The organism is Klebsiella sp. GN_Kp190, from assembly GCF_040061795.1.
GTDB lineage: Bacteria > Pseudomonadota > Gammaproteobacteria > Enterobacterales > Enterobacteriaceae > Klebsiella > Klebsiella michiganensis.
In genome coordinates, this window is sequence record NZ_JBEAFN010000010.1 from 141,167 (window position 1) to 160,453 (window position 19,287).

Here is a 19,287-nt window from a genome sequence, read left to right on the forward strand (position 1 = left end):
TGCCCGCAAATGTTAACCTCCGGAGCGTTTCGTGTCCTCATTGCCGGTTGCCGCCGTCCTCCCTGAACTTCTCTCTGCCCTGCAGCATGCGCCGCAGGTTCTGCTTAATGCGCCAACCGGCGCCGGGAAATCCACCTGGCTGCCGCTGCAAATCCTCGCCGAAGGTAACATCAACGGACGCATAATCCTGCTGGAGCCGCGGCGGCTGGCCGCGCGTAACGTGGCGCAGCGGCTGGCGGAACTGCTGGGAGAGAAGCCCGGCGAGACCGTGGGCTATCGCATGCGCGCGGAGACCTGCGTCGGGCCGAACACGCGCCTCGAAGTGGTGACCGAAGGTATTTTAACGCGGATGATCCAGCGCGATCCGGAGCTGAGCGGCGTGGGGCTGGCGATCCTCGATGAATTCCACGAACGCAGCCTGCAGGCGGATCTGGCGCTGGCGCTGCTGCTCGACGTTCAGCAGGGACTGCGCGACGATCTCAAACTGCTGATTATGTCGGCGACGCTGGACAATGAACGCCTGCAGCGGCTGCTGCCGGAGGCGCCGGTTATCGTTTCCGAAGGGCGCGCGTTTCCGGTTGAGCGGCGTTTTCTGCCGCTGCCGGCCCATCAGCGCTTTGACGAGGCGGTGGCGGTGGCCGCCGCGGAGCTGCTGCGCAGCGAAAATGGCTCAATGCTGCTGTTTCTGCCCGGGGTGGGAGAGATTCAGCGCGTTCAGGAGCGGCTGGCGGAGCGGGTGGCGAGCGATGTGATCCTTTGCCCCCTGTACGGCGCGCTGCCGCTGAGCGAGCAGCGTAAGGCGATACTGCCCGCGCCCGCCGGGATGCGCAAAGTGGTGCTGGCGACCAATATCGCCGAGACCAGTCTGACCATCGAGGGGATTCGGCTGGTGGTGGATAGCGCCCAGGAGCGCGTCGCCCGCTTTGACGCCCGCACCGGGCTCACTCGCCTGGTGACGCAGCGCATCAGCCAGGCCTCAATGACCCAGCGCGCCGGACGCGCCGGGCGTCTGGAACCGGGGATCTGCCTGCATCTGCTGGCTAAAGAGCAGGCCGAGCGCGCGGCGGCGCAGGGCGACCCGGAAATTCTGCAAAGCGATCTGTCGTCGCTGCTGCTGGAGCTGCTGCAGTGGGGATGCCAGGACCCGGCCCAGCTCAGCTGGCTGGATCTGCCGCCTGCGACCAACCTGGCGGCGGCCCGGCGTCTGCTCACCGACCTTTCTGCGCTGGAAGGCGAGCGGCTGTCGGCGCACGGGCGCAAAATGGCGGCGTTGGGCAACGATCCGCGCCTGGCGGCGATGCTGACCGCGGCGGAGGATGCCGATAGCGCCGCCACGGCGGCTAAACTGGCGGCGATCCTTGAAGAGCCGCCGCGCGGCGGCAATAGCGATCTTAGCGCGGCGTTTGCCCGTCAGCAGGGTAACTGGCAGCAGCGGGCGCAGCAGCTGATGAAAAGGCTGGCGGTTCGCGGCGGTCAGCCCGACGCCGACAGCATCGCGGCGCTGCTGGCCTCCGCTTTTGCCGACCGTATCGCCCATCGTCGCGGCCAGGAGGGGCGCTACCAGCTGGCTAACGGGATGGGGGCGATGCTCGACGCCGACGATGCGCTGGGCCGCCACGAATGGTTGATTGCGCCGCTGCTGCTGCAGGGAAGCGCATCGCCGGACGCGCGGATCCTGCTGGCGCTGCCGGTCGATATTCACGCGTTGATTGAGCGGTGTCCGGCCCTGGCCCGGCGTTCCGATATCGTCGAGTGGGATGAGGCGTTAGGAACGCTGAAGGCCTGGCGGCGCACCTGTATCGGACGCCTGGTGATTAAGACCCAGCCGCTGGCGAAGCCGTCGGAGGAGGAGCTGCACCAGGCGATGCTCAACGGGATCCGCGAGAAGGGACTGAGCGTGCTCAGCTGGACGCCGGAGGCGGAGCAGCTGCGTCTGCGGCTACACTGCGCGGCGCGGTGGCTGCCGGAGGAGGCGTGGCCGGCCGTTGACGAGGCGTCGCTGCTGGCCTCGCTTGAACAGTGGCTGCTGCCGCAGATGGCGGGCGTCCATTCGCTGCGCGCCCTGAAGGCGCTGGACGTGCGTCAGGCGCTGCAAAACTGGCTGCCGTGGCCGCTGCGCCAGAAGCTGGACAGCGAGCTGCCCACGCACTATACGGTGCCGACCGGTAGCCGCATCGCCATTCGTTATCACGATGAAAACCCGCCGGCGCTGGCGGTGCGGATGCAGGAGATGTTTGGCGAGGCGACCACTCCGACTATCGCCCAGGGGCGCGTGCCGCTGGTGCTGGAGCTGCTTTCGCCGGCGCAGCGCCCGCTGCAGATCACCCGCGATTTAGGCGCCTTCTGGCAGGGGAGCTACCGCGAGGTGCAAAAAGAGATGAAAGGGCGCTATCCCAAGCACGTCTGGCCCGACGATCCGGCCAATACCGCCCCGACCCGGCGCACCAAAAAGTATTCGTAGCCGGAGAGTTCCCGGGTTGCGGCATAAACGCCTTACCCGGGCTACCGGACCAGCACCGCCCGTAGCCCTGCTAAGCGCAGCGCGAGCAGGGGGGGGCCCGGGTTGCGGCGTAAACGCCTTACCCGGGCTACCGGACCAACAGCACCCGTAGCCCCGCTAAGCGTAGCGCGAGCAGGGGATGTTTTCCCGGGTTGCGGCGTAAACGCCTTACCCGGGCTACCGGACCAGCACCGCCCGTAGCCCTACTAAGCGCAGCGCGAGCAGGGGGGTTATACCTGGCTCCACAAAAAGATGCCGCCGCCCGCCAGCGCCAGCCAGGGGCCGAAGGCCAGAGGTTGTTCGAGCGAACGACGGGTTACCAGGCGCTGCAGCAGCGTCCAGACCAGACCGCTGGCGGAAGCCAGCAGCAGCGTCTGCGGCAGCGGCTGCCAGCCGAGCCACGCGCCGAGCGCCGCCAGCAGCTTGAAATCGCCGTAGCCCAGCGCCTCTTTACCGGTCAGCAGACGGAACACCCAGTACACCGACCACAGCGACAAATACCCGACCATCGCGCCAATGACCGCCTCCGCCAGCGGCGCGAAGGTATCGGAAAGATTGAACAGCAGCCCGGCCCACAGCAGCGGCAGCGTCAGCCTGTCAGGCAGCAGCTGCGTTTGCGCGTCGATGGCGGCGAGGATCAGCAGTACGGATACGAAAATTAGCCCGCCCAGCAGCGGCATGCCCGGAGCCATCAGGTACCCCGCGAGTACAAACAGCGCGCCGGTCGTCAGCTCCATCAGGGGATAGCGACGCGAGATCGGCTGCCCGCAGCAGCGCGCGCGCCCCCTGAGCCATAAAAAGCTCAGCAGCGGGATATTGTCCCGCCAGGCGATAGGCTGACGGCACTGCGGGCAGAACGACGCGGGGAGGCAGAGATTCACCCCCTCTGCGCGTTCCATCATCAGCGGTAAACGATGGATAACGACGTTAAAAAAGCTGCCGAACGCCAGTCCGGACAGGAATAAAAAGCCGCCCCAGATTGACGGGAATTGCGCGGCGAACTCGGGTAACTGCGCGATATTTTCCATCTCTATTTTTTCTCCCCGGAGCGCCACTGCCCCTGCCACTGCCACGGCGTGCGCCCCTGCTCATCTTTGCGGCCGTTTTGCGCGAGCAGCAGCGCCAGCAGCGCCGGAGCCGTCTGGCGGGTCTGCAGCGTACCGTTAAACGTAAAGCGCCCGTTGGGCGTCAGAACGCCCTGTCCTGCGAGGCTAAGCTGACGGGAGTCCTGGGTCAGGGCGACAGCCAGCGCGCCCGCCGGGGTACAGCTTAATTTGCCGTTGACCTGGGCCAGTTCGAGCGATCCGGCGGGGGAGCTGAGCGCCGCGTCCCGCCACTGCACGGTGCTGGCGCTCATCTGTCGGCAACCGCCGGCGTTAAAGCGGGCCTCGGGCAGCGTCAGCACAACCTGACCGCGGGCCTCCAGCGGTATGCCGGATGCTAACCGCTGGCCGAGCGTCCGGGCCGGCGCCGCGAGTCGTCCCTCGCGCACCACAACGTCGTTCAGACCGTGCAGCCAGGCCTGGCCGCGCAGGCCGGAGGGGTCGTTAAACGCGATATGCCAGCCGGGAAGCCACGACGAAAAGCCAAACTCCCAGCGTAAATGGGCGATGTCAAAACCGCGCCAGCTGACCTGACGGGCTTCTCCTTGCCACAGGGTGCCCGTGGTTTCGCCGAGCCGCGCGCCGTCCGGTAGCGCCAGAGTAAGCAGCCGCGCCGGCGCGCTAAACAGCAGCCAGAAGAGATAGACCGCCGCCAGCAGCAGGGCGATAGTGAGTTTATTTTTCATCGCTGCGCTCCAGCACCAGCGTATTAATCGTCACCCAACCGGGCTGCTGCGCCACGGCGGTCACCGCCAGGGTGGCGGTGGTCATCCCCGCCTGCCCCAGCGCGTCCAGCCATGCCATCAGCGCCTGGAAATCGGCGGGCTGCACGGTAAGGTTCAGGCGGGAGCCCTGCGGCTGCAGGCGAACGATAGCGATACCGTGGCGGCCGGCTTCGCGCATAATCACCGTCGAGGGTTCTTCCGGAGCGGCAGAAGGTTTCCGCTGGTTAAGCTGCTGGAGAAGCGGGGTCTGCTGGCGCATCCACCGCAGGCTGGACTGCTCCCTGGCCAGCGTTTGCCGCCACTGCGCCTCGCGATTTTGCCAGGGCTGCCAGAGGGCGTAATAAATCAGGCCAATAAGCAGCATGACGCCCATCCCCAGCAGCAGATGCCGTTCGCGACGCGTACGCTGTTGCCATAAGGCGAGCAGGTTATCCATCGTTACCCTCCAGCGTCAGACGCCCTTCAATACCGTCGGCGCGCGGCTTCATCTCGCCGGTCTGCACGCGAAACCCCGCCCGCGCCCGCTGGCTGAACTGCGCCAGGGCCTGCGATGAAACGGCGGATATCTCCAGCTGCAGCGCGTTGCGCGCGGCGTCAAAGCTCAGGGCGCGCAGACGAATGCCCGGCGTTTCGGCGATGATTTGCTGCAGGGCGCCGAGCCGTGAGATGAGCGCCGGCCGGGCGCTCACGCTTTCCAGACGGCGCAGATGCTGCTGCATTTGCAGGCGTGGATTGACGAGATTTTTTTCCGCTTTGAACCACTGGCGGTAAAAATCACGGCTGGCCTGCACGGCGGCGTCGGCCTGACGCGCCAGGGCGAGATGGTCGTGGAGGCGATTTCCGCTCCACAGCAGCAGTAGCGCCAGGGTTGCGACAATCGTCGGCCGCCAGCGTCGGGGCGTCGGCGGCCGGCGTTTCGCGGCAAAATTGCCCTGGCGTAAGCAGATTTTGCGCGCCTGCGGGTTGCTCGCCGCCAGCGCCAGCAAATCCTGCGCCGGGCGAGGCTGCCACGGCGCGGCGATATCCGGCGGCGGCGAGTAGCAGGCGATGGGCGCGATATGGGGCCAGTGGGCCAGCAGTTCGCCGAGCCATGGGGTTTCCACCGCCATACCGCTGCACGTCTCGCAGCGAAACAGCCACTGTTCGCCGCAGCGTACGGCGCTCCAGCCGGTCGGGTTCTGCGGCAGGGCAAGGGCATCCGGCGTCAGGGCCAGCACGTTCAGTCCGAGCCCCTCGCACCAGGCCTGCCATGCGCGCATCTTCTCCCGCCCGACCACCGCCACGGCACAGTCGCTTTTATCCCGGTGGATCAGGGCAAAATGGCTCTCTTCGATCTCCGTTGCCAGCTGTTCTTCGAGTAAAAACGCCAGCGCCTGCTGCGCATTTCGGCGCGCGCCGGCGGGCAGGGTAACGCGATGAAACGCGCAGTCGCTGGCGGGCACCAGCACCCAGGCCGGATGACGCTGCGCCAGCAGGCTGAGCGTCGGGTCGCCAGCGTCAGGATGCCACTCGCCAGTCTGCGCCGCGTCGCCCGGCGCGGCTAGCCGCCATATCGCCGTCGCGGCATCGGGATTGAGGCGAATAATCAGCACGGCGGCGGAAAAAGTATGGTGGTTATTCATCGGCTACCCAATAGATTCCGTAGCGCCGCTGGACGACGCTGAAGGTTCGCCCCTGCTTTTGCAGGAGACTGCGTTGCTGATAGCGGGCGCTGCCCATCACCACGCTGAAGGTGGCGATAAAGCGCTCGCTGTGCACCGCCAGCCACGGACGCGCGGCGGCGGTATCGGTTTTTTGTAATAGCGGCTGCGACAGGAAGGCGGCGACGCTGCTCCAGCCGGTGGCCGCGCGGGCCTGCAGCAGTTGCCGGGCTTCGACGAGGGTGAGTTCAGCGGGGAAGAGCGCCGCCAGCAGCGCGGCCTGAGCGGGCTGCAGGGTATTGACGTTCACCTGCAGCGTCTCGTCCGCCAGGGCGCAAACGTAGGGCAGCAGACGCTGATAGAGCGCGGCGTCCATCCCGGCCAGCAGACGCAGCTCGCTGACGTCCTGCAGCGGCTGATTGCCGGTCAGATAGCCGGGGGATTGCGCCATATAGACTTCGTCTTCCGCGCCGTTCAGCAGCGCCTGGCGATCGCTATCCACCCAGTCGCGCAGGGCGGCGGTCAGCTGTAAGGCGCGCAGCGGCTCGCTGCCGAGGTTTTCCAGCAGTCGGGTAAAAACCTGCGCGGGATAAGGGATTTCAACGCTTTCGTCGCCGCTGAGCTGGTTAATGGCGTTGAGATTGAAGCAGGCCTGAGCGTCGGTAATCGTGGCGTAGATCTCGCCATCATTGACCGCAAAGCGGCGCCCCTGCTGGGCCCAGTTCTGCGCCAGATGGGTCTGGTTCGGCGAGTCGAGCGCGTCGCGTTGCAGCAGCGCCGCCGCCAGGGTTTCCGCCCCCAGCGCGTACCATTTAGCCTGCAGGTTATCGAGGGTAGTGGCGGTTTGCTGATACATCCGCGCGCTGCGTTCGGTCATGGCGCTCGCCAGCACCATCATCAGAGCGAGGATCAGCAGCACCATAAGCAGGGCGACGCCGCGCTGGCGGGTATTCATTGGCTGCCTCCCGGCGTAAGCAGAAACAGCCGGCGGATCTCGTCGGACTGTTCCAGCGTCAGGGTGACTTCCAGCCCCTGCGGCAGCGTCTGCGTCTGCTGCCATTCATCCTGCCAGCGGCCGCTGGCGTAAAAGCGCAGGCGAAACGCCTGCACGTTGCGCTGCATAACGGTCACCGTGGGCAGACTACCGGGCAGCGGGTCCTGCTGGTCGTAGCTCAGACGCTCCAGCCGATCCCCGCGCAGGCGGTAGCTGACGTTCTGAATTTCCGAACGCGGCAGGATCCCCAAAGGATTGGGCCAGCCGTTGCGGCTAAAGGCGATCGCCCAGTCGTCGCTGCCGAGCTGAAAACGTCCGGCAAAAAAGAGGCTCGCGCTGTCGCGGCTGCGGCGGGGAATGATTTGGCTAAAGTCCGCCGCCATCTGGCTGAACGTTAGCTGTAACGCCTGCATGCGCCCGCCCTTATCGCGGGTGAGCGTATCGGCGCGCATCACGTTTTGCAGCACCGTGACCGCAGCGACGCTGAGCGCGGCGAGGATAGCCAGCGCCAGCAGCATTTCGACGAGGGTAAATCCGCGAGCGCGCTGGATCATGGCGGCGTCACGTAGGTGCGCAGCGAAGAGACGGGCATTTTATCGCTTTTGGCGCGGCGGACTTCAACGTCCAGCGCCCGCAGCTGCGGCAGGTCGGTCTCCACCCCCTGCCAGCGAATGTGCCAGCTGACGCCCGCCGCCTGCACCGTGGTTTCCGACCAGCTCAGCGCGGGCCAGCGATTTTCCAGCCGGAGCTGCACCAGCTGATTATCCGCCAGCCAGCCGGCCAGGGTTTTCTCCTCCATACGACCCAGCTGGCGGGTTTGCTGGAGCGTGGCCTGCATCACCGCCAGCCCGGCGAGGGCGAAGACCGCCAGGGCGACCATCACTTCAATCAGCGTCATACCGGCCTGCTTTTTCATGGCGCCTCCTGCGGTTCGGGCAGGCTTTCGCCGCGCGCATTAAACGCGATACCCGGTCCCTCGCCGACGGTCAACCGGAACGGCGTCATCTCACCGCCGGGAAAGATCAGCACATCGGGATTGTCGCCCGGCGTCCAGGCCTCGCCCTGCGGAAAAGTGAGATGCAGCGTGTTCCCGGCGACGCTGCCCGAGGTGGCGACGCGTCCGGCGCGCAGGGGGAGCCAGCGATAGCCGTTCCAGTCGTCGCCGGCCGGGGGCGGGTCGTTGCTTTCGCGGGGCTGTAAGACCAGAAACTGCCAGCGATCGGGATGCACCGAGGCGCCAAAAAACTGGCCGGTTTGCAGCCCTCGCTGCTGGACAAAGCGCAGCTGCGCCTCAAAGCGCGCCAGCGCCTGCGCCGCGCTATCGTCGCGCGAGGCGGGGAAGGCCAGCATCACCATGCCCGCGCTGACGCCGATCAGCAGCAAAATGAGCATCATCTCCAGCAACGTAAAGCCGCGCTGTCGCACTATTTCTTCCCGATTGTCCAGTTGCCGATATCGTCATTGCTCTCCGGTACGCCGTCCGGCCCGAGGCTGAAAATATCCACCTGTCCGTGCTGGCCGGGGCTCAGCAGCTGGTAATCGCTGCCCCAGGGATCCTGCGGCAGACGGCGAATATAGCCGCCTTCAGGATAGTTGCGCGCGTGCGGCTCGGCCGATGGCGCGCTGACCAGCGCCTGCAGCCCCTGCTCGGTGGTGGGATAGCGGCTGTTATCCAGTTTGTACATGTCCAGCGCCCCCTCGAGCGCCACAAGATCGCTGACCACTTTTTGCCGGTCGGCCTTTTCCTTGTTGCCCATCAGGTTGGGCACCACGAGGCTGGCGAGCACGCCGAGGATAACAATTACCACCATGATTTCCAGTAAGGTGAATCCGCGCTGTCGTTGCATATTTTTCTCCATTAGAACAATTACATACTCATCAGGGTATTGAGCTGCAGTATCGGTTGCAGGATGGCGAGGACGATAAACAGCACCATGCCGGCCATCGCCACCACCAGCAGAGGTTCAAACAGGCTGAGGGCCAGCTGAATTTGCGCGCTCAGATCCCGGTCCTGGTTATCCGCCGCGCGCTCCAGCATGCCGTTGAGCTCGCCACTCTGTTCGCCGCTGGCGACCATGTAGCGCATCATCGGCGGGAACAGCTGGGTCATTTCGAGCGCGCGATGCAGGCTGACGCCTTCGCGAACCGCGTCGCTGGCGGCTTCCAGCTGGCGCTTCGCCCAGGCGTTGCTTAATACTTCCGCGCTGATGCGCATCGCCAGCAGCAGCGGAACGGCGCTGGCGTTGAGAATGCTCAGGGTGCGGGCGTAGCGGGCGCTGTTAACGCTGCGCGCGACCCGGCCAATCAGCGGCAGGCGCAGCAGCAGCCTGTGCCAGGCCAGCCGCTTTGCCGGCTGCCGCAGCAGGTAGCGCAGCAGCAGAGCGACGAGCACGGCGGCCAGCAGCAGCCACGGACCGGCGGCGCGCAGCACATCGCTCATCGCCATCAGCAGGCGGGTGGAAAACGGCAGCGCCTGCTTAAGGTGGATAAACTGCTCGACAACCTTCGGCACCACCGTCGATAGCAGAATGACGATCACGCTGACCGCCACCAGGGTCAGCACGATGGGGTAAATCATCGCCTGCAGCAGCCGGGCGCGCAGCTGCTGGCGCTGTTCGGTATAGTCCGCCAGCCGGTTCAGCACGCCGTCGAGGTGGCCGGAGGCTTCTCCGGCGGCGACCATCGCGCAGTAGAGCGCGTCGAAGCAGCCCGGGTAGCCGCGCATCGCTTCCGCCAGCGAATGGCCTTCCAGCACTTTGCCGCGCACGCCGGCAATCAGGGTTTTCAGCTGGTTTTTTTCACACTGCTGGGCCACCGCGTCGAGCGCTTTTTCCAGCGGGATGGCGGCGGCGACCAGCGTCGCCAGCTGGCGGGTAACGAGGGCGAGATCGCGGGCGTTGGTGCGGCGGATAAAGCGCGTTTGCCCGCCGCTGCCGGCTGCCGGGGCGATGTCCAGCGCCAGCCAGCCCTTTTCCCGCAGCAGCTGGCGAGCGTGGCGGGCGGAGTCCGCCTGCTGGACGCCGCGCCGGGTTTTACCGTTTTCATCTACGGCCTGATAGCGAAAAAGCGCCATGTCAGGAGGCCTCCGCGATCTGCTGTTCGCTAACCCGCAGCACCTCTTGCCAGCTGGTGATCCCCGCCAGCGCCTTGTCCCGTCCGGCGTGGCGCAGGGTGATATAGTCCGCCCCCAGCTGCTGGATCAGCGTCACCTCGTTTTCGCCGCGGTGGATTGCCATACGCACGCGATCGTCCACCAGCAGCAGTTCATGAATGCCGGTACGTCCGCGATAGCCGGTAAAGCCGCACTCGGCGCAGCCCCGGGGCTGCCAGAGCGCCGTGCCGGGAGCGATCTCCATCTGGCGGGCGGTGTCGGCATTGGCCGGTTCCTGCTGGCGACAGAGCGGGCAGAGCCGGCGCACCAGCCGCTGCGACATCACCGCCAGCAGCGAGGTGGAGAGCAGAAAAGGCTCCACGCCCATATCCTGCAGGCGCGAGATGGCGCCCAGCGCGCTGTTGGTGTGCAGCGTTGAGAGCACCAGATGGCCGGTTAGCGAGGCCTGAACGGCGATCTGCGCCGTTTCGCCGTCGCGAATTTCGCCCACCAGCACCACGTCAGGGTCCTGGCGCAAAATGGCGCGCAGCCCGCGGGCAAAGGTCATATCGACTTTCGCGTTAACCTGGGTCTGACCGATGCCCTCCAGCTCATATTCGATAGGATCTTCAATGGTCATGATGTTGCGCTCGCGGGCATCGAGGCGGCTCAGCGCGGCGTAGAGGGTGGTGCTTTTTCCCGAACCGGTCGGCCCGGTCACCAGCACGATGCCGTGCGGGCGGGCGATCAGTCCATCCACCTGCTGAAGCAGCGCGGGCGACATGCCGAGGGTCAGCAGGTCGAGATTGACGCTGTTTTTATCGAGCAGACGCAGCACAACGCGTTCGCCGTAGCTCGACGGCAGGGTGGAGACGCGCACGTCGACGGCGCGTCCGCCAATGCGCAGCGCCATGCGACCGTCCTGAGGAATGCGCTTTTCGGCGATATCAAGGCTCGCCATCACCTTAATGCGCGAGATCAGCAGCGCGGCGAGGCGGCGCTGCGGGCGCAGGATTTCGCGCAGTACGCCGTCGACGCGAAAGCGAATTTGCAGGTGGCGTTCATAGGTTTCGATATGAATATCCGACGCTTTCTCTTTGATAGCCTCGGTGAGCATGGCGTTAATCAGGCGGATAATCGGCGCGTCGTCTTCGCTATCCAGCAGGTCGTCGGTGTCCGGCAGCTCTTCGGCAAGGGTGTACAGATCCAGCTCGTTGCCGATATCCGCCATCATGCGCCGGGCCTCGGCGGAGTCGCGCTGATAGCTCAGCACCAGCAGCTTTTCGAACGCCTCCGCTTCCAGTCGCTCGAGGCTGAACGGCATCCCGGCCACCCTGCGGGCTTCCAGCAGCGCCTGCGGCGCGGTGGCGGCGAGGCAGAAAACCTCGCAGCTTTCGCCGTTGCTCAGGAGCATCACGTTGTGCGCGCGGGCGTAGCCGAAGGGGAGCAGCGGGCGTCGTTCAGCGGCGGGGGTCATAGATTGCCTCCCAGATTGAAGGCGTCGATGGCGGCGCTGACCTGGCGGAACGCGGCGGTATCCTGGCGCGGGTAGATCTCCAGCAGATCGTTACTCAGCATCGCGTCGTTGTTCTCTTTGCCGCGCTGTTTGCTCTGGGCGTCGTTAAACGCGGTGTACTGCCCGGATGAAGCCTGACGGTACTCGTCGCGGTCGCGGATCACCGTCGGGCGGATAAACAGCATCAGGTTGCGCTTGGAGACCTTTTTGCTGGTGGAGCGGAACAGCGCGCCAATCACCGGGATATCGCCGAGCAGAGGGACTTTGTCGGCGGTGTCGGAGACGCTTTTATCCAGCAGTCCGCCGACGACCACCGTTTCGCCGCTGCCGACCAGCACGGCGTTATTGACCGTACGGGTATTGAAGGTCGCGCCGAGATCCGAGCTGGTGCTGGAGGCGGCGTCCGCCACGCTGGAGACCTCCTGTTCGATCTCCAGCAGAACCGAATCGCCTTCGTTGATCTGCGGCTTCACTTTTAGCTTGATGCCGACGGTTTTGCGCTCGACGGTATTGAAGATGTTATCGCCGGAGGTGGTTTGCGAGCCGGTCAGCACCGGGACCTCCTGGCCGACGTTAAAGGTGGCTTCCATGTTGTCGAGGGTGACGATACTCGGCGTCGCGAGAATATCGTTCTTGGTGCTGCTGGAAAGGGCGGTTAACAGCATCGCCCAGTTACCCTGGTAGAAGCCGGCGGCAATGCCGTTGAAGGAGCTTAAGGCGCTCGCCAGCGAGCTGCTGACGGTGCCGTCTTTGTTGTACTGGTTGGCCCCGGCGATGGCCGTGGATATCGGCAGACCGCTGTTGGTGAACTGGGTCATCCCGGCATTTTTATTGGCCCACTGGATGCCGAGGTTGAGACCGTCAGCGTCCTGCACTTCGGCGATAATCGCTTCGACCAGCACCTGCGGGCGGCGGATATCCAGCTGGGCGATCACCCGCTCCAGATCGTTCATTACGTCCGGGGCGGCGGTGACAATCAGGGCGTTGGTCTGACCGTGCGCTTTGATAATGATATTTTTATCCAGCGCCGCCACCGGCTTCGCGGCCTGCTTTTCGCTCTGCATCGTGCTGCTGATGCCGGTCAGCACTTCCACCAGGTCGGAGGCTTTGGCGTATTTCAGGTAGATCACTTTGGTATTGCCCTGGGTCGCCTGCTGGCGGTCGAGCTGCTTAATCATCGCGATGATCCGCTGGCGGGAGTTCGGCTCGCCGCTGACCAGCACCGCGTTGGTGCGTTCATCGGCCACCACGTTGGCGACCATTGAGCCGGGCAGCGCCGATTTGCTGGTGTCTTTGTTGAGTTCGGTCACCAGCTTGACCACATCGGCGGCGGAGGCCCAGGCGAGGGGAACGGTCACCACGCTGCGGTCTCCGGCGTTATCGACGCGTTCGACGATGGTTAGCAGGCGCTTGATGACCGCCGCGCGGCCGGTCATCAGCAGGACGTTGGAGGGTTCATAGTGCACCACGCTGCCCGCGCCGGCGTTATCGTTAAGCTGGCGCAGCAGCGGTGCCAGATCGCGGGCCGCGACGTTGGTCAGGGGCACGACGCGGGTGACGACCTCATCGCCAATGCCCGGCGCGGCATCGCTCGCCACCGGCACCGCGGCGGTTTTCGCATCCTTCGAACGAACGACTTTCAGGACGCCGTTATTCATATTAATCACCGCGAAGCCATAGACATCGAGGACGCTGAGGAAGAATTGATAATATTGCTCTTCGTTGAGCATATCGTAGCTGCGCACGGTAATGGTGCCGCGTACGCTGGGATCGATAATGACCGTTTTATTCAGGTTTTTACTCACCGTATTGATAAATTCCTGAATATCGGTGCCCTTAAAGCTGGCGGAAAACTCTTCCGCCGCGGCCGGTTTGAATAACAGCGCGGCGAATACCAGCAGCATCAGGGAAAATGGGCGAATGACGTTGGCGATGATCAATTATTCATCCCTCAGGGCTAGATAAATATCTTGTTTCTGGCCGTCGCGTTCAACGGTAAGGGTTATTTCAGTTAATTCCGGTAGCTGGGCTAATGCCTGGCGGGACTGTTCTTTATCGCGAAGATCCAGGCCGTTCAGGGCTATCGCCAGATCGTTTTCCTTGAGACCCGCCTGGCGAAATAGCGCCGGGTCTTTGCCCGGATTCAGACGATATCCGCTGAGCTTGTCGTTAACCATGACCGGCGAAATATTGAGGTAATGAAGAATATTTTGCGGCTGCGCGCGGAGCTCCTGCGCCAATTGGCGGGCTGGCGGCGCGGCGCTATTTTTGCCGGCGGCGGGCGGGTCGTTAAACAGCGGGATAGCCTCATTTCTGCCGCGGTAATTAACAATCAGGCGGTCGGGGAAAATAGCGACGATTTTCGCCTCTCCGCCCGGCGTGCTATCGCCAATCCCGAGGCTAACCTGTTGATTCCCTTTCATCATGATGGCAATGGCGCGAGAGGGAACGGTGCTGGCGAGCAGGCCGGTAACGCGCAGTTTGAGCGCCGAAACGGGCGCCTGGTCGAGGTTGCCGCCGTGCGCGGAGGCGGAGGTTTTCTCCGCAAGGCCAAACAGCGTAAAGCGCGGCAGCGCCGTTTCCGGGGAGGGGGTTGCGGGCGCCGTCATATCGGCAGGGCTCAATGCGTTATCCGTAAAGTTTACCGGGAGAATTATTTTCCAGGTTAATTGGGCGAACTGCTGGCAGATAAAAAATAATATGATGGACGTCACAATATGAGGCGCGTAATTAATTATTTTTTTATTTGATATTGTTAGTCTCATCACGGAATTATGCATTTTTATTCCTTTGCTCATTCTATTTCCCTCAGCAAAAGGTACCGCCCTACCGATATTGGTGGGGCTTTTTTTATTGTGAGCGTGCTTATTGCGGGAATCTGCGTAGGTCGCTGCGAATCATAAAGAGTTTGGCTATTGCGGTCGTCATTCCCTTTTTATTTTTTCTCCTCCGGCCGCCTACGCCCCCACGTAATGAGCGAATGGATGATTGAACCGGAGAGAGCAAGAATATCTAATTATCGGCGCTTTAAAGATATGCTCGTTATTTTTTTTATGGTGCTTAAGTGCGCCAGGAATAGTTTCGCGTATATAACACTTCATATAATTTAATCAGCATGTATAGGGACTATCGAATGCTCAGATATACCCGTAATGCCCTGGTTCTGGGATCGCTGGTTTTACTTAGCGGCTGCGATAACGGATCCTCTTCTTCTTCCTCTGGAAATCCCGACACTCCTGGTAATCAGGATGTGGTTGTACGTTTACCTGACGTTGCCGTACCCGGCGAAGCGGCCACGGCGACAGAAAAGCAGGCGGTCATTCACCTGGTGGATATCGCCGGCATCACCAGCAGTAGCGCTGCGGACTACAGCAGTAAAAACCTCTACTTATGGAACAACGAAACCTGCGACGCGCTGAGCGCGCCGGTAGCGGACTGGAATGACGTCAGCACCACGCCGAGCGGCAGCGATAAATATGGCCCGTACTGGGTGATCCCGCTCAACAAAGAGAGCGGCTGTATTAACGTTATCGTTCGCGACGGCACCGATAAGCTGATCGATAGCGACCTGCGGGTGTCGTTTGGCGACTTTACCGATCGTACGGTATCGGTGATCGCCGGCAACAGCGCGGTCTATGACTCCCGCGCCGACGCCTTCCGCGCCGCTTTTGGCGTCGCGCTGGCCGAAGCCCACTGGGTCGATAAAAATACGCTGCTGTGGCCGGGCGGGCAGGATAAGCCCCTCGTGCGCCTCTACTACAGCCACAGCAGTAAAGTGGCGGCCGACGGCGAAGGCAAATTTACCGACCGCTATCTGAAACTGACGCCGACTACCGTCAGCCAGCAGGTCAGCATGCGCTTCCCGCACCTTTCCAGCTATGCGGCCTTTAAGCTGCCGGACAACGCCAACGTTGACGAGCTGCTGCAGGGCGAAACGGTCGCCATTGCCGCCGCAGAGGACGGGATCCTGATTTCCGCCACCCAGGTACAGACGGCGGGCGTGCTGGATGATACCTATGCCGAAGCGGCGGAAGTCCTGAGCTACGGCGCGCAGCTGGCCGACGGCGGCGTCACCTTCCGCGTCTGGGCGCCGACCGCTCAGCAGGTGGATGTGGTGGTCTACAGCGCGGACAAAAAAGTGATTGGCAGCCATCCGATGACCCGCGACAGCGCTTCCGGCGCGTGGTCGTGGCAGGGCGGTAGCGATCTGAAAGGCGCGTTCTACCGCTATGCGATGACGGTTTATCACCCGCAGTCGCGCAAGGTTGAACAGTACGAAGTCACCGACCCGTATGCGCATAGCCTGTCGACCAACTCGGAGTACAGCCAGGTGGTCGATCTCAACGACAGCGCCCTGAAGCCTGACGGCTGGGATAGCCTGACGATGCCGCATGCCCAGAAGACAAAAGCGGATTTAGCGAAGATGACGATTCATGAATCGCATATTCGCGATCTCTCCGCCTGGGACCAGACCGTTCCGGCCGAACTGCGCGGTAAATACCTTGCGCTGACCGCCGGCGACAGCAATATGGTGCAGCATCTGAAGAAGCTCTCCGCTTCAGGCGTCACGCACGTTGAACTGCTGCCGGTCTTCGATCTGGCGACGGTGAACGAGTTCAGCGACAAAGTCGCCGATATTCAGCAGCCGTTCAGCCGCCTGTGCGAAGTGAACAGCGCGGTGAAAAGCAGCGAGTTCGCCGGATACTGCGACAGCGGCTCCGCCGTGGAAGAGGTGCTGAATCAGCTTAAGCAGAGCGATAGCCAGGATAATCCGCAGGTGCAGGCGCTGAATACGCTGGTGGCGCAGACCGACTCCTACAACTGGGGCTACGATCCGTTCCACTACACGGTTCCGGAAGGCTCCTACGCGACCGATCCGGAAGGCACGACGCGCATCAAAGAGTTCCGCACCATGATTCAGGCGATCAAGCAGGATCTGGGGATGAACGTCATTATGGACGTGGTATACAACCACACCAACGCCGCGGGCCCGACCGACCGCACGTCGGTGCTGGATAAGATAGTACCCTGGTACTATCAGCGTCTGAATGAAATTACCGGCAGCGTTGAATCCGCCACCTGCTGTTCCGACTCTGCGCCGGAGCATCGGATGTTCGCCAAGCTGATCGCCGACTCGCTGGCGGTGTGGACCACGGACTATAAAATCGATGGCTTCCGCTTCGATCTGATGGGCTATCACCCGAAAGCGCAAATTCTGTCGGCGTGGGAGCGCATTAAGGCCCTGAACCCGGATATCTACTTCTTCGGCGAAGGCTGGGACTCTAACCAGAGCGACCGTTTTGAAATCGCCTCGCAGATCAACCTGAAAGGTACCGGCATCGGCACGTTCTCCGATCGCCTGCGCGACTCCGTGCGCGGCGGCGGCCCGTTCGATTCCGGCGATGCTCTGCGTCAGAACCAGGGCGTCGGCAGCGGCGCGGGCGTGTTGCCAAACGAACTCGCCAGCCTGAGCGATGACCAGGTGCGTCATCTGGCCGATCTGACCCGTCTGGGCATGGCCGGTAACCTCGCTGACTTTGTGATGATCGACAAAGACGGCGCGGTGAAGAAAGGCAGCGAAATTGACTATAACGGCGCGCCTGGCGGCTATGCCGCAGACCCGACGGAGGTCGTCAACTATGTTTCGAAGCACGACAACCAGACGCTGTGGGACATGATCAGCTATAAAGCGTCCCAGGAAGCCGACCTGGCGACCCGCGTTCGCATGCAGGCCGTTTCGCTGGCGACGGTGATGCTCGGGCAGGGGATCGCTTTCGACCAGCAGGGTTCTGAACTGCTGCGCTCGAAATCCTTTACCCGCGACTCCTACGACTCCGGCGACTGGTTCAACCGCGTGGATTATTCCCTGCAGGATAACAACTACAACGTTGGGATGCCACGCATCAGCGATGACGGCAGCAACTATGACGTGATTACTCGCGTCAAAGAGATGGTTGCCACTCCGGGCGAAGCGGAGCTGAAGCAGATGACCGCGTTCTACCAGGAGCTGACCGAGCTGCGTAAATCCTCCCCGCTGTTCACCTTAGGCGACGGCAGCGCGGTGATGAGGCGCGTTGATTTCCGTAATACCGGTTCAGACCAGCAGGCCGGTCTGCTGGTTATGACCGTGGATGACGGAGTGAAAGCGGGCGCCAGCCTGGATAGCCGTCTTGACGGCCTGGTGGTGGCGATTAACGCCGCGCCGGAAAGCCGTACGCTAAATGAGTTTGCCGGTGAAACGCTGCAGCTAAGCGCGATCCAGCAGGCGGCGGGTGAAAATTCGCTGGCAAACGGCGTGCAGATTGCCGCTGATGGCACGGTCACGCTGCCGGCATGGTCGGTGGCGGTGCTGGAAATGCCGCAGGGCGATGCCCAGGGCGCCGGGCTGCCGGTCAGCAGCAAGTAAGACCTGAACCTCCCGGCCCGCGGCGTCATAACCACGGGCCGGGATGGCGTGTCTTGATTAAGGAGAAGCCCGTGCTTGTTCGTCAGCAAGAGCCGTACCCGCAGTCCGCGCCCCCGACGGTAGTTGGAAAAATGGTGCAGATCCCCTATGTGACCGTACCGCTGTACGCCGCGCTGCTGATTGCGCTCGGCTGGTTCGGCGGCGAGCAGTGGCGGAATAAGCCCGAGCCGCAGCCGATGAGCCAGCCAGTAGCGCATGCGGCGTTAGTGCCGCTGAATCAACCGGCGGTCAAAACTGCCGTGACGGCGGTTAAAGCCGAGCCAGAAATGAAGGCTGAACCAGAAATAGCGATCGATGAAGATACTCTGCCGCCTCTGCGCTATAGCGCGCACGTCTACGCCTCGCTGGCGGAGAAACGCAGCATTGTATTAAACGGACAGTCCTGGAAGGAGGGCGACTCGCCGCTGCCGAACCTGGTTATTGAGCAGATTCAGCAGGATCTCACCGTATTTAGCTTCAACGGTAAAACGTTTACCCTCGCGGCGCTGGATGACTGGCCGGGCGGGGCGATTGAGGAGAGTCCGCAGGCTGAATAAAATAGTGCGAGCGGAATAAAAATAAGCGCTATTTATTGCCGCGCAGGCTATCAATAAATGGCGCCAGCTGGCGATTAAACTGGCTGCATTTTGTGGCTTCCGGGGTACTGTCCTGCTGGAGCTGTTGATATAGCTGCGTGCTGCGCTGACTTAGCAGATTATCGTCAATATTCGCCCATCCGCGTTTTTTACCCACGTTTATTGCCGCACGATTAATCGCTTCATCGGCGGGCAGATCGCTGCGGTTGCATTTATTCTTCAGATAGCGCGCCCCGGCGGCGACGGAGGCAAGCTGCTCAAGCTGGGCCTGACCGCTCACGGCAGGACTGAGAGTTGTCGAACGATTTTGCTGACAGCCTGAGAGCAGGGCGACCGCCATAAGCGGGAATAGAATAAAGTTGCGCATAATATATTAATCGGAAAAATTAATTGGCTGACAGTTTAACAAATATTTGTCCGTAGTCATCAGAAAATCTGCCAAATTATCAATGTTAAGCGGCTCGCTTTTTTATCATTGTCGTCTTTTAAATTTGTTTTTCTTTCACCTGCATGATTTTTCTTTTATGGCGGAAATACTATTTTCCGGTGTTGCCGTTCCGCTTTCTTTTGGCGGCATGTAGAAGGATACGGACGGACATGTTTATGTTGTTAAAAAACATAATAATTTCCCTTTTGTTACCTGATGAGCATGTAAAATGCTGGTTAAGAATGTCGCG

General features: G+C 62.3%; 17 protein-coding genes. 3 read left to right on the plus strand and 14 right to left on the minus strand.

All coding sequences use genetic code 11. From position 1 onward, the window contains the following. The first annotated feature begins 31 nt into the window (after nucleotides 1-31). Nucleotides 32-2,461 (plus strand): ATP-dependent helicase HrpB, encoded by a 2,430-nt coding sequence (gene hrpB / locus ABLU67_RS07880; RefSeq protein ID WP_181251227.1) that lies wholly within the window; start codon nucleotides 32-34, stop codon nucleotides 2,459-2,461. 269 nt (nucleotides 2,462-2,730) lie between these two features. On the opposite strand, the gene ABLU67_RS07885 is transcribed toward hrpB, so the two are convergent. The 13 genes from ABLU67_RS07885 to gspC are packed head-to-tail and all read right to left on the minus strand — an operon-like array spanning nucleotide 2,731 to nucleotide 14,349. Then, nucleotides 2,731-3,528 (minus strand): A24 family peptidase, encoded by a 798-nt coding sequence (locus ABLU67_RS07885; RefSeq protein ID WP_348852236.1) that lies wholly within the window; start codon nucleotides 3,526-3,528, stop codon nucleotides 2,731-2,733. A gap of 2 nt (nucleotides 3,529-3,530) precedes the next feature. Then, a complete protein-coding gene (locus tag ABLU67_RS07890) occupies nucleotides 3,531-4,289 on the minus strand; it encodes a type II secretion system protein N (protein WP_049102377.1) in 759 nt (252 codons plus the stop codon). After that, on the minus strand, nucleotides 4,279-4,764 hold the full coding sequence (locus tag ABLU67_RS07895; protein WP_049102380.1) for a type II secretion system protein M: 486 nt from the start codon (nucleotides 4,762-4,764) through the stop codon (nucleotides 4,279-4,281). The genes ABLU67_RS07890 and ABLU67_RS07895 overlap by 11 nt, the downstream gene beginning before the upstream one ends. Continuing rightward, the gene (gene gspL, locus ABLU67_RS07900) at nucleotides 4,757-5,950 is read right to left on the minus strand and encodes a type II secretion system protein GspL (RefSeq protein ID WP_348852237.1); all 1,194 of its coding nucleotides are present in this window, start codon (nucleotides 5,948-5,950) and stop codon (nucleotides 4,757-4,759) included. Before gspL ends, ABLU67_RS07895 begins: the two co-directional genes overlap by 8 nt. Next, on the minus strand, nucleotides 5,943-6,923 hold the full coding sequence (gspK, locus tag ABLU67_RS07905; RefSeq protein ID WP_032720565.1) for a type II secretion system minor pseudopilin GspK: 981 nt from the start codon (nucleotides 6,921-6,923) through the stop codon (nucleotides 5,943-5,945). The genes gspL and gspK overlap by 8 nt, the downstream gene beginning before the upstream one ends. Continuing rightward, nucleotides 6,920-7,516: a type II secretion system minor pseudopilin GspJ gene (gspJ, locus tag ABLU67_RS07910; RefSeq protein WP_348852238.1), complete on the minus strand. Its 597-nt coding sequence runs from the start codon at nucleotides 7,514-7,516 to the stop codon at nucleotides 6,920-6,922. Before gspJ ends, gspK begins: the two co-directional genes overlap by 4 nt. Further along, nucleotides 7,513-7,878 carry a type II secretion system minor pseudopilin GspI gene (gene gspI, locus ABLU67_RS07915; RefSeq protein ID WP_009654631.1) on the minus strand — a complete coding sequence of 122 codons (366 nt, stop codon included), beginning with the start codon at nucleotides 7,876-7,878 and terminating at the stop codon, nucleotides 7,513-7,515. The genes gspJ and gspI overlap by 4 nt, the downstream gene beginning before the upstream one ends. Beyond that, nucleotides 7,875-8,387 (minus strand): type II secretion system minor pseudopilin GspH, encoded by a 513-nt coding sequence (gene gspH, locus ABLU67_RS07920; RefSeq protein ID WP_049083165.1) that lies wholly within the window; start codon nucleotides 8,385-8,387, stop codon nucleotides 7,875-7,877. The genes gspI and gspH overlap by 4 nt, the downstream gene beginning before the upstream one ends. Continuing rightward, nucleotides 8,387-8,809, minus strand: a complete 423-nt coding sequence (gspG, locus tag ABLU67_RS07925) for a type II secretion system major pseudopilin GspG (protein ID WP_004098709.1) — start codon at nucleotides 8,807-8,809, stop codon at nucleotides 8,387-8,389. The genes gspH and gspG overlap by 1 nt, the downstream gene beginning before the upstream one ends. Nucleotides 8,810-8,829: 20 nt before the next feature. Further along, the gene (gspF, locus tag ABLU67_RS07930; protein WP_348852239.1) at nucleotides 8,830-10,035 is read right to left on the minus strand and encodes a type II secretion system inner membrane protein GspF; all 1,206 of its coding nucleotides are present in this window, start codon (nucleotides 10,033-10,035) and stop codon (nucleotides 8,830-8,832) included. A gap of 1 nt (nucleotide 10,036) precedes the next feature. After that, on the minus strand, nucleotides 10,037-11,530 hold the full coding sequence (gspE, locus tag ABLU67_RS07935) for a type II secretion system ATPase GspE (RefSeq protein ID WP_109240696.1): 1,494 nt from the start codon (nucleotides 11,528-11,530) through the stop codon (nucleotides 10,037-10,039). After that, complete coding sequence (gene pulD, locus ABLU67_RS07940) at nucleotides 11,527-13,473, minus strand: GspD family T2SS secretin variant PulD (protein WP_029946937.1); 1,947 nt, start codon at nucleotides 13,471-13,473, stop codon at nucleotides 11,527-11,529. Before pulD ends, gspE begins: the two co-directional genes overlap by 4 nt. 36 nt (nucleotides 13,474-13,509) lie before the next feature. Then, nucleotides 13,510-14,349 carry a type II secretion system protein GspC gene (gspC, locus tag ABLU67_RS07945; protein ID WP_102803158.1) on the minus strand — a complete coding sequence of 280 codons (840 nt, stop codon included), beginning with the start codon at nucleotides 14,347-14,349 and terminating at the stop codon, nucleotides 13,510-13,512. Between the two features lie 353 nt (nucleotides 14,350-14,702). Between gspC and pulA the strand changes: the two genes are divergently transcribed. Together pulA and gspB are read left to right on the plus strand one after the other, a co-directional pair. Then, nucleotides 14,703-17,975: a pullulanase-type alpha-1,6-glucosidase gene (pulA, locus tag ABLU67_RS07950; RefSeq protein ID WP_348852240.1), complete on the plus strand. Its 3,273-nt coding sequence runs from the start codon at nucleotides 14,703-14,705 to the stop codon at nucleotides 17,973-17,975. A gap of 71 nt (nucleotides 17,976-18,046) precedes the next feature. Continuing rightward, nucleotides 18,047-18,571 carry a type II secretion system assembly factor GspB gene (gene gspB / locus ABLU67_RS07955; protein ID WP_048262345.1) on the plus strand — a complete coding sequence of 175 codons (525 nt, stop codon included), beginning with the start codon at nucleotides 18,047-18,049 and terminating at the stop codon, nucleotides 18,569-18,571. A gap of 28 nt (nucleotides 18,572-18,599) precedes the next feature. Here gspB and pulS read toward each other — a convergent pair whose 3' ends face one another. Further along, nucleotides 18,600-18,977 (minus strand): GspS family T2SS pilot lipoprotein variant PulS, encoded by a 378-nt coding sequence (gene pulS, locus ABLU67_RS07960; RefSeq protein WP_025107373.1) that lies wholly within the window; start codon nucleotides 18,975-18,977, stop codon nucleotides 18,600-18,602. Between the last annotated feature and the right edge of the window lie 310 nt (nucleotides 18,978-19,287).

Bases quoted from the DNA above. Each gene is read 5' to 3' on its own strand.
- gspI (WP_009654631.1), bottom strand. From the start codon at position 7,878: ATGAAAAAGCAGGCCGGTATGACGCTGATTGAAGTGATGGTCGCCCTG.
- ABLU67_RS07895 (WP_049102380.1), bottom strand. From the start codon at position 4,764: ATGGATAACCTGCTCGCCTTATGGCAACAGCGTACGCGTCGCGAACGG.
- pulA (WP_348852240.1), top strand. From the start codon at position 14,703: ATGCTCAGATATACCCGTAATGCCCTGGTTCTGGGATCGCTGGTTTTA.
- gspK (WP_032720565.1), bottom strand. From the start codon at position 6,923: ATGAATACCCGCCAGCGCGGCGTCGCCCTGCTTATGGTGCTGCTGATC.
- gspE (WP_109240696.1), bottom strand. From the start codon at position 11,530: ATGACCCCCGCCGCTGAACGACGCCCGCTGCTCCCCTTCGGCTACGCC.
- ABLU67_RS07885 (WP_348852236.1), bottom strand. From the start codon at position 3,528: ATGGAAAATATCGCGCAGTTACCCGAGTTCGCCGCGCAATTCCCGTCA.
- gspL (WP_348852237.1), bottom strand. From the start codon at position 5,950: ATGAATAACCACCATACTTTTTCCGCCGCCGTGCTGATTATTCGCCTC.
- gspJ (WP_348852238.1), bottom strand. From the start codon at position 7,516: ATGATCCAGCGCGCTCGCGGATTTACCCTCGTCGAAATGCTGCTGGCG.
- pulD (WP_029946937.1), bottom strand. From the start codon at position 13,473: ATGCTGCTGGTATTCGCCGCGCTGTTATTCAAACCGGCCGCGGCGGAA.
- gspG (WP_004098709.1), bottom strand. From the start codon at position 8,809: ATGCAACGACAGCGCGGATTCACCTTACTGGAAATCATGGTGGTAATT.
- ABLU67_RS07890 (WP_049102377.1), bottom strand. From the start codon at position 4,289: ATGAAAAATAAACTCACTATCGCCCTGCTGCTGGCGGCGGTCTATCTC.
- gspC (WP_102803158.1), bottom strand. From the start codon at position 14,349: ATGCATAATTCCGTGATGAGACTAACAATATCAAATAAAAAAATAATT.
- gspF (WP_348852239.1), bottom strand. From the start codon at position 10,035: ATGGCGCTTTTTCGCTATCAGGCCGTAGATGAAAACGGTAAAACCCGG.
- pulS (WP_025107373.1), bottom strand. From the start codon at position 18,977: ATGCGCAACTTTATTCTATTCCCGCTTATGGCGGTCGCCCTGCTCTCA.